The 7,971-nt window shown below is 64.2% G+C and carries 9 protein-coding genes; 7 read left to right on the top strand and 2 right to left on the bottom strand.

Going from position 1 to position 7,971, the window contains the following annotated elements:
- The 7 genes from OXC99_08820 to OXC99_08790 form a co-directional block, all read left to right on the top strand.
- On the top strand, positions 1–399 hold a 399-nt coding region (locus OXC99_08820), incomplete at its 5' end, for a methionine synthase (GenBank protein MCY4625085.1).
- A gap of 84 nt (positions 400–483) precedes the next feature.
- Positions 484–897, top strand: coding sequence for a hypothetical protein (locus OXC99_08815; protein ID MCY4625084.1), 414 nt, complete (start codon positions 484–486; stop codon positions 895–897).
- 62 nt (positions 898–959) lie between these two features.
- Positions 960–1,502 (top strand): hypothetical protein, encoded by a 543-nt coding sequence (locus tag OXC99_08810; protein ID MCY4625083.1) that lies wholly within the window; start codon positions 960–962, stop codon positions 1,500–1,502.
- 168 nt (positions 1,503–1,670) lie between these two features.
- Positions 1,671–3,083: a hypothetical protein gene (locus OXC99_08805; GenBank protein ID MCY4625082.1), complete on the top strand. Its 1,413-nt coding sequence runs from the start codon at positions 1,671–1,673 to the stop codon at positions 3,081–3,083.
- Positions 3,076–4,038 carry an XcyI family restriction endonuclease gene (locus OXC99_08800; protein MCY4625081.1) on the top strand — a complete coding sequence of 321 codons (963 nt, stop codon included), beginning with the start codon at positions 3,076–3,078 and terminating at the stop codon, positions 4,036–4,038. The genes OXC99_08805 and OXC99_08800 overlap by 8 nt, the downstream gene beginning before the upstream one ends.
- A gap of 59 nt (positions 4,039–4,097) precedes the next feature.
- On the top strand, positions 4,098–4,751 hold the full coding sequence (locus tag OXC99_08795) for a DUF488 domain-containing protein (protein MCY4625080.1): 654 nt from the start codon (positions 4,098–4,100) through the stop codon (positions 4,749–4,751).
- A complete protein-coding gene (locus OXC99_08790) occupies positions 4,748–5,185 on the top strand; it encodes a DUF488 domain-containing protein (protein ID MCY4625079.1) in 438 nt (145 codons plus the stop codon). Before OXC99_08795 ends, OXC99_08790 begins: the two co-directional genes overlap by 4 nt.
- 9 nt (positions 5,186–5,194) lie before the next feature.
- On the opposite strand, the gene OXC99_08785 is transcribed toward OXC99_08790, so the two are convergent.
- Together OXC99_08785 and OXC99_08780 are read right to left on the bottom strand one after the other, a co-directional pair.
- Positions 5,195–6,319 (bottom strand): ABC transporter ATP-binding protein, encoded by a 1,125-nt coding sequence (locus OXC99_08785; protein ID MCY4625078.1) that lies wholly within the window; start codon positions 6,317–6,319, stop codon positions 5,195–5,197.
- Positions 6,319–7,968: an iron ABC transporter permease gene (locus OXC99_08780; GenBank protein MCY4625077.1), complete on the bottom strand. Its 1,650-nt coding sequence runs from the start codon at positions 7,966–7,968 to the stop codon at positions 6,319–6,321. Before OXC99_08780 ends, OXC99_08785 begins: the two co-directional genes overlap by 1 nt.
- Positions 7,969–7,971 lie beyond the last annotated feature (3 nt).

The following is a 7,971-nucleotide window of genomic DNA, read 5'->3' as shown; positions in this document are numbered from 1 at the left end:
TTCGGCTCCCCCCGGGGCAGGGGCAATCAGGGCAGCCGGGGGCTGGCGGAGGGCGGGTACGCCTCGATGGTGGACACGGTGCTGCGGCGGGTGAGCGCCCAGCGGCTGCTGCTGGAGTACGACGGCGCCCGCTCCGGCGGCTTCGAGCCGCTGCGCGGCGTGCCGGACGACAAGGTCGTTGTGCTCGGACTGGTGACGACGAAGTCGGGCGTGTTGGAGCGGCAGGAGGACCTGCTCGCCCGCATCGACGAGGCGGCGCGGCACTTCCCACGCGAGCTGCTCGCGCTGAGCCCGCAGTGCGGCTTCGGCACGTCGTTTGTCGGCAACAACCTCACCATCGACGAGCAGAACGCCAAGCTGCGGCTGGTGGCGGAGACGGCAAAGCGGGCGTGGGGATAGCCAGAAAGACCTGTATTCGCGCACCTGCCTGTGATACAACAAAAGCGATGTTGAAATGTGCGGGATGATAGAGGTGGGATTGCTATGGCAATACTGAACAAGGCGGTGGCGGTCTACCTCATGCTTACGGCGCTGGCCGTCGCCGTGCTCCTGATCATCACGCCGCTCATCCATGACGGGTCCGATAGCTATCCGCTCTGGGAGGTCCTGAACTACTTCATGGTTCCCGGCGTGCTGGCGGTCCTTGTGGCGAACTACCTGTGCAAGCGCCGGCAGGACGCCAGCGACCGGAGCGACCTGGCCGGCAGCCTCGTCTTCTACGGCGCCATCGCGCTGACCATGCTCTTTTTCTGGGAGTGGTTCTGGACCCTGAACCCGAACAGCGAGACGGGCAACGCCGCCATCTCCCACACGGTCTACTTCCCGCTGGTGGACGCGTTGTACACAGTCCTCGCGCTGACGACGGGCCGCGAGCTGTGGCGGGAGTCGGAGGGGTAGGGGGCGAAGACGTCGGGCTCCAACGTTGTCATTGACCAAACTCAATAGGAGGAACCTTCATCATGCTCATGCCCAGACGGGCAGCAGGGCTTGTACTGGCCCTGCTGTTGTTGACCACGGGTGCCTGCGAGATCGAGATCGGCGGATTTGGCGCCAGCGTAGGGCCTGACGCGCCCAGCTACCCCATCACGATGTACCAGGGCGGCGGCGTGTTTGACAGTGGGCAGGTGGAGTTCGACGATGCGAAGGCCGAGGCGCCCTTGGTTGTCTACTACTTCAACGGGCAATGCGAGCAGTGCTTGGGCGAGTTGCGGCTGCTGCAGGCCACGGCTGCGGAGCACGAGGGCAAGCTCACTGTGTTGGCCGTCGACATGGGCCCCGCCACCCGCGAGGGCGACTCCGAGGATGCCCAAAGCCTGCTTGCCGAGTCTGGCGCAACCTTCCCCGCGGGCTACACAGCAGACGCGTCGGTGGCGTCCACCCACGAGATCGATGCAATACCTACCATCGCCTTCTACGAGGACGACGGGCACTACCGCAAGAAGATCGTTGGCGTCCTCACGAGAGACAACCTGCAGGAAAGCGTGGCGGACATTCTCAAGTGAGCGTGAGCCGTGGCGGGCGTCGGGGGGGGTAGGGGTGGTTGACAGCGAGCAACAAGAAATAGAATATATATTCTATTATTGGGCTATCGATAGGCTGAAAGGCGCCTGCAACCGATCATCGCCATCGGCAATAGCGCAGCGCCCGACTATGCAGAATGTAGGTAAGGTATGACCTCGGTTCTAGAAGCGGTTTCGATAGAGTCTCCCAACGGCGGCAGTGCGAATGAGCGCCGTGCGCTGCACCGCCGCTTTCAGGACCGGCTCACCGTTGACCCTTCCCTCGCGCGCAAGGTGGTCTCGTATCAGGGGAACCGGCAGACGCCCGGCTTCCGGTGGTTGAAGTATAAGGAAGGCTTCTCCAGGAAGCTGGTGGGTGACCTCATTGGAGAGTTCCGGCCGGAGGCCGTGCTGGACCCCTTCGCGGGCATAGGCACCGCCCCCTTGGTCGCGGCGGGGCAAGGGCGGGCGGGCACCGGCATAGAGATCCTCCCGCTGGGAATAGAGGTCGCGCGGGGTATCGCCTACGCCGCCAATGGGCTGGACCCCGATGCGTTCGCGCGCATGGCCAAGGCGCTCATTGCACACGTGGAACACGGTGACGATGCGCCGGGTGAATACGGCTTTCGTCACGTCCCCATCACCGAGTCAGCGTTCCCCAAGGAGACGGAGCCGCTGCTGGCCAAAGCACGCCGGTTCGTGGGTTCGGTGGACGATTGGGGTATGCGAACTCTCTTGAACCTCGCGTGCATGAGCGTTTTGGAGGATGTCAGCTACACCCGCAAGGACGGGCAGTATCTGCGTTGGGACTTCCGGTCCGGGCGCGCATTGCGCGCCCACGTGAACAAGGGAGCGATCTTGCCATTCCAATCGGCCCTGGAATCCCGATTGGGCCAAATGCTGGACGACCTTCAAAGCTTGAAGGCGGAATACGGCAAGGGAACGCCGCGATTGCTTTCCGGCTCCTGCCTTGAGTTTCTTCCCACACTGCCGGAAGGTTCCTTCGACATGGTCATCACGTCGCCGCCGTACGCCAACCGCTATGACTACACCCGGACCTATGCCCTAGAACTAGCGTGGCTTGGATTTACACATGAGGACTTCAGCGCACTGCGGCAGAGGATGTTGTCTGCCACGGTGGAGAATAAATCCAAGAGGTCTTGGCTAGAGAGTGCTTATGGTCCCTCTGACTTACTCGGACATGCCATCAATATGTTTGAGAATGAAGGAGCGTTGCAGGAAGTGCTCGCGACACTCAGGGGTTGCGTCCGAGAGCTAAGCAACGCACACGTCATCCGACTGCTGGAAGGATACTTCTTGGAGATGGCCCTTGTTGTGGCGGAATTGGGGCGGGTCGTCAAGCCGGGCGGCACCGTGGTCATGGTCAATGACAATGTCCAGTACCACGGGGAAGAGGTGCCGGTCGACCTTATCTTGTCGGACTACGCTGAACAATGCGGCTTTACTTGCAAGCAGATTTGGGTGTTGCCCCGCGGCAAAGGGAACTCGAGTCAACAGATGGGCCGTTTCGGAAGACGAGAGTTGCGGAAGTGTGTGTACTGGTGGGTGAGGGACAATGACTAACCTGGATGATGCGGTGCGGCGCTCTGCCGTCATGGCTGAGAGAATCAAACAGCGGAGTGATATACAACTGAGAGAGTTGATAGGCACGTTCGCCGCTCCGCTGGACTTTTCCCGCTTGGATGACCTGATGATCAGTCGGGCCGCTTGGGCTCACGTTGCGGCGTCCAGCTTTGATCCTAAGTCCGTGTTCGCCCACCCAGATTTGCTCATTGAACACCCGCGCTTGTCTGAGTATTACCGTGGCATCGCGCTCTTGTCGCAAAAACGGGTCGCGCCATTAGCCGCAAACGTGACGACCTGGGAAGACCCCAACCGAAAAATCAAGGCAAAGGTCAACGCTGAAAGGGCAATGAAGGTTGCCCGCCTGTACAACGCTGTGATCTCTTCCATTATTGAAGGCTCGACCGGCTGGACGCTTGAGAATGGGTACCGGAACATCCTCGCGAACATGGGGATTGGACTCGACGGCACTATCCGCAACCTCATCGGGCAAGACGCCGAGCAGTTGGTCAAGCGGCGCATCAAGGAGTGGTTGGAGACGGAGAAACTCATATTGGGCAGTAACGCTGAGGGAACCCAGTTTCAACTGCCGGATAACTATGCAATGCGCTATGGCTCAGAGCCGGACATTGAGTTTCGGCAGTTGGTCAACGGGCAACCCGTGGTGGTAGCTACCATCGAGATCAAGGGCGGCAAGGATCCTGCCGGGGCCTTGGAACGGCTCGGCGCGGTGCAAAAGAGCTTTGAGGCTACTCCCACCAACTGCGTCAATATGTTGGTTGCGGGGATAGTCACAGCGGAGATGGAGAGACGCTTGGCCGAATTGAAGGTCAACAAGACCTTCATGCTTGATGACCTGTCCGGGAACGGACCCAAGTGGGAAGAGTTTTTGAACGAAGTGTTTCATTACACTATCAGGATTACCTCTTCAAGGATTAGTGTTTCGAGTACGTAAGCCGTAATGGGCCTTTCTCCTCTCATCGCCGCCGTCATTACTCCCGGAGGAGGACCGCCATGGAAGGCGCAACTGAGTTTCCCGTGTTGACCATCGGTCACTCCAATCACGCTTTGGCCGATTTCACGGCTTTGCTGCAAACGCATGGCGTCACCACGGTTGCGGACGTCCGCACCGCGCCGTACAGCCGCTACACCCCCCACTTCAACCACGACGCCCTCCGCGACGCTTTGGAAACCAACAGCATTGACTACGTGTTCCTCGGCGGCGAGCTGGGCGGACGCCCCGCCAACCGCTCTTGCTATGACGAGGCCGGGCGCGTGTTGTATGACCGGGTTGCGGAGACAGACGCCTTTGATGACGGCATTCGCGCCGTCATGCACCTGTCGGAGCAGGGCTGCGTGGCGCTCATGTGCTCGGAGAAGGAGCCCTTGGACTGCCACCGGACACTTCTTTTGGCGCGCGCTCTTGCCGAACGTGGCGTAGCTGTCCGGCACATCCTTGCCGACGGCGGTATCGAAGACCATGAAGCTGCAATGGACCGCCTTGTTGAAGAGGACCGGCGAGAGGGCAGCTTGGGTCTCTATCCTTCCGGTGACATGTTCCGTTCAAGGGCGGACATCGTGGCAGATGCGCTGTCCCGCCGGGTAAGGAAGGTTGCCTACAAGGACAGTGGGGCTGCCTCCTCGCTTGCGATCAGGGAGACCCCGTGAACCTCTACACCATCGGCTTCACCAAGAAGCCCGCCAGCGCGTTCTTTGCGCTGCTGCGGGAGTCCGGCGCTCGGCGGCTCGTCGACGTGCGCCTCAACCCCGGCGGCCAGCTTTCCGGCTTCGCCAAGCAGGACGATCTCGCCTTCTTCCTCCGTGAGCTCTGCGGCATGGACTATGTCCACATGCCCCAGCTCGCCCCAACGCGGCCCATCCTCGACGGGCTCCGTAAAGTCCATCGCCACTGGCCGACGTATGAGCGGGAGTTCCTCGCCCTCATGAGGGAGCGCCGCGTCGCCGAGACGGTCGACCGGGAGGCGCTCGCCAACGCGGTGCTGCTGTGCAGCGAGCACTCGCCGGAGCGCTGCCACCGCCGCCTGGTGGCCGAGCACCTGCAGAGGGCGTGGGGCGACATAGAGGTGGTGCACCTGGAGTAGGGGGACCCCCTACTCCAGCGCGTCTGTCGCCGACACGATGCTCCGCGGCTCCTGTGCGACGATGCGGACGGCGTCATGGGGGAAGGCGACGGCGACGTTGTCGCCCGCCGCGGGGACGCCGTCGCCCGGCTTCAGCAGACAGACGAGGACGCCGCCGCCCACAGTGACGACCAACTCCAGCTCGCCCGCATGGAAGCGGCGGCTCTCCACCTTCCCCTCGAGCAGGTTGCGGCCCGGCGTGTCGCCTGTGTCCGCCGACGCCTGCGCGCCAACCGTGATGCGCCGCTCGTCGATGAAGGCGAGGACGTCGGCCGCGGGGCGGAGCTCGCCGCCGCCCTGCACGCCGCCCGACAGCAGTCCCATGCTGGTCTGCACGTGCGTCACGCCCTCGGTCTGGCCCGCCCGCTGCCCGTAGATCACGTTGCGGATGCCCATGGAACGCGCGACCAGCTCGCTCTGCGGCGCCGTGTAGAGCTCCTCCGGCGTGCCCGCCTGCACCACCTCGCCCTGCTCCATGATGACCATGGTGTCGGCCATGGCGAATGCCTCGTCGCGGTCGTGGGTCACGTAGATGGCCGTCTGCCCCAGCGCCTTCAGGATGCCGCGCACCTGCACCTGCAACGACTCCCGCAGCGCGCGGTCCAGCGCGCCGAGGGGCTCGTCCAGCATGAGCAGCTGCGGCTCCGCCGCCAGCGAGCGGACCAGCGCGACCCGCTGCCGCTCGCCGCCCGAGAGCTCGTGCACCTTGCGCTTCTGGAAGTCGTCCAGCCCAACGAGCCGCAGCAGCGCATTCACCCGCGCTGACACCTGGTCCTGCGCCTGCCCCTGCATCCGCAGGCCGAAGCTGACGTTGCCGGCGACGTCCATGTGCGGGAACAGCGCGAGGTCCTGGAACATGAGGCCGAAGCCACGGTTGCGCGGCGGCACCCGGTTGAGCACGCGCCCATCGAAGGTGATGTCGCCCTCGTCCGGCGACTCCAGCCCGGCGATGAGCCGCAGCATCGTCGTCTTGCCGCACCCGCTCGGGCCCAGCAGGCAGACGATGTCGCCGCGCTCCGCCGTCAGCGAGACGCGCTTCACGGTGAAGCCCTCGCCGTACTGCTTGGAGACGTTGGTGACCTCCAGCAACGCCATCAGAAGCCCCCCGCGCTTCGGTATCGGAACCGCTCAATCGCCGCGAAGACGGCCGCCACCACCAGCATGAGCACCGTGCTCATTGCCAGCGCGCGCCCAAGGTTCTCGGCGCCCGGCTGCGCAATCATCCGGAAGATGGCCACCGGCATCGTCGTCGACTCCGGGCGCACCAGCAACAGCGACGCCCCGAATTCGCCCATCGACACCGCGAATGCGAAGGTCGCTCCCACGATGAGCGCCGGCGTCAGGATGGGCAGCTCGACGTGGAAGAATCCTTGCGCCGGCGACGCCCCCATGACCGACGCCGCCTCCCGCAGGTTCTGCGGCATCCCCCGCATGGCGGGCAGGACGCTGCGTATCACGAAGGGGTAGGCCACCAGCGTGTGCGCGATGATCAGGATGATGGACGTGGCCCGCAGGTCGATGGGGTCACGGTTGAAGGCGACGAGGAAGCCAAAGCCCATGATGACCGCCGACACGCCCAGCGGCATCATCAGCAGGGCGTCGGCGGCGCTCGCCCCGCGGCGGCCCGGTCGGCTGATGTAATACGCAGCCGCCGCGCCTATCGTAAGGGCGATGGCCGTCGCGGCGACGCCAAAGCGCAGCGAGTTGCCGACGATGTTCTGCAGCGGCAGGTAGAAGATGTCGCCCCGGACGTCCTCCAGCAGGCTCCCGAAGTACCGGAGCGAGTAGCCGTCGGCGGTGCTCAGCGCGCGCTCCACCAGCGCCCACAGCGGCGAGAGCACCACCAGCAGCAGCGCCACCAGCGCGACGACGAAGACCACGTCGATGGCGCGCTTGGGCCTGCGGGCTGTCGCCTCCTGCGGGGCAAGGTTCAGCGGCACGGCAGAGCTCGCCTGCAACCGCGTGTACGCCAGCAGGAACAGGTAGGTGAACACCATCTGGATGATGGCCAGCGCCGCCGCCAGTTCGAGCCGCAGCAGCTTGGCCGTCAGCTCGTACACGGCGACCTCCAGCGTGGCGAACTGCGGCCCGCCCAGCACCAGCACGACGCCGAAGGAGGTGAAGCAGAAGGCGAAGGCCAGCGCCGCCGAGGAGGCGATCGCCGGCAGCAGCACCGGCAGGGTGACGTGCCGGAAGGTGCGCACGCGCCCCGCGCCCAGCATCGCCGCGCTCTCCTCAAGCTGCGGCGCGACGTTGCTCCAGAACGCCGAGACGATGCGCACGAAGATGGCGTAGTTGTAGAAGGCGTGGGCCAGCAGGATGATCCAGATGGAGTTGGCCAGCCGGATGGGCGGGTCGTCAAAGGGGAAGACGGCCATCAGCAGCGTGTTCGCCAGCCCCTCGCGGCCCAGCAGCGCGACGAACCCCATCGCGACGACGATGGTCGGCATGATGAAGGGGAGCGTCGACACGGCCTTCAGCAGCGACTTGCCGGGGAAGTCGTGCCGCGCGAAGAGGTAGGCCATCGGCAGCCCCACCGCCAGCGTCAGGGCGGTCGAGGCCGCCGCCTGCCACGTCGTGAACCAGATGCGCCCCAAGTAGTAGGAGTCGCCCAGCAGCGTGCCGAAGCCCGCGAAGCCCCCCTCGCCCTGGATGAAGGCGCGCTCGAATATGGCCCCGAGCGGGTAGATGAAGAAGATCGCCAAGTAGGCGAGCGGGGCAAGCAGCGCAAGCCGTGCGGTCATGGC

This window comes from Chloroflexota bacterium, assembly GCA_026713825.1.
Classification (GTDB): domain Bacteria; phylum Chloroflexota; class Dehalococcoidia; order Lucifugimonadales; family UBA1127; genus UBA1127.
Note: the sequence above shows the minus strand (reverse complement) of the source record. Positions and strands in the feature narration are given on the sequence as shown.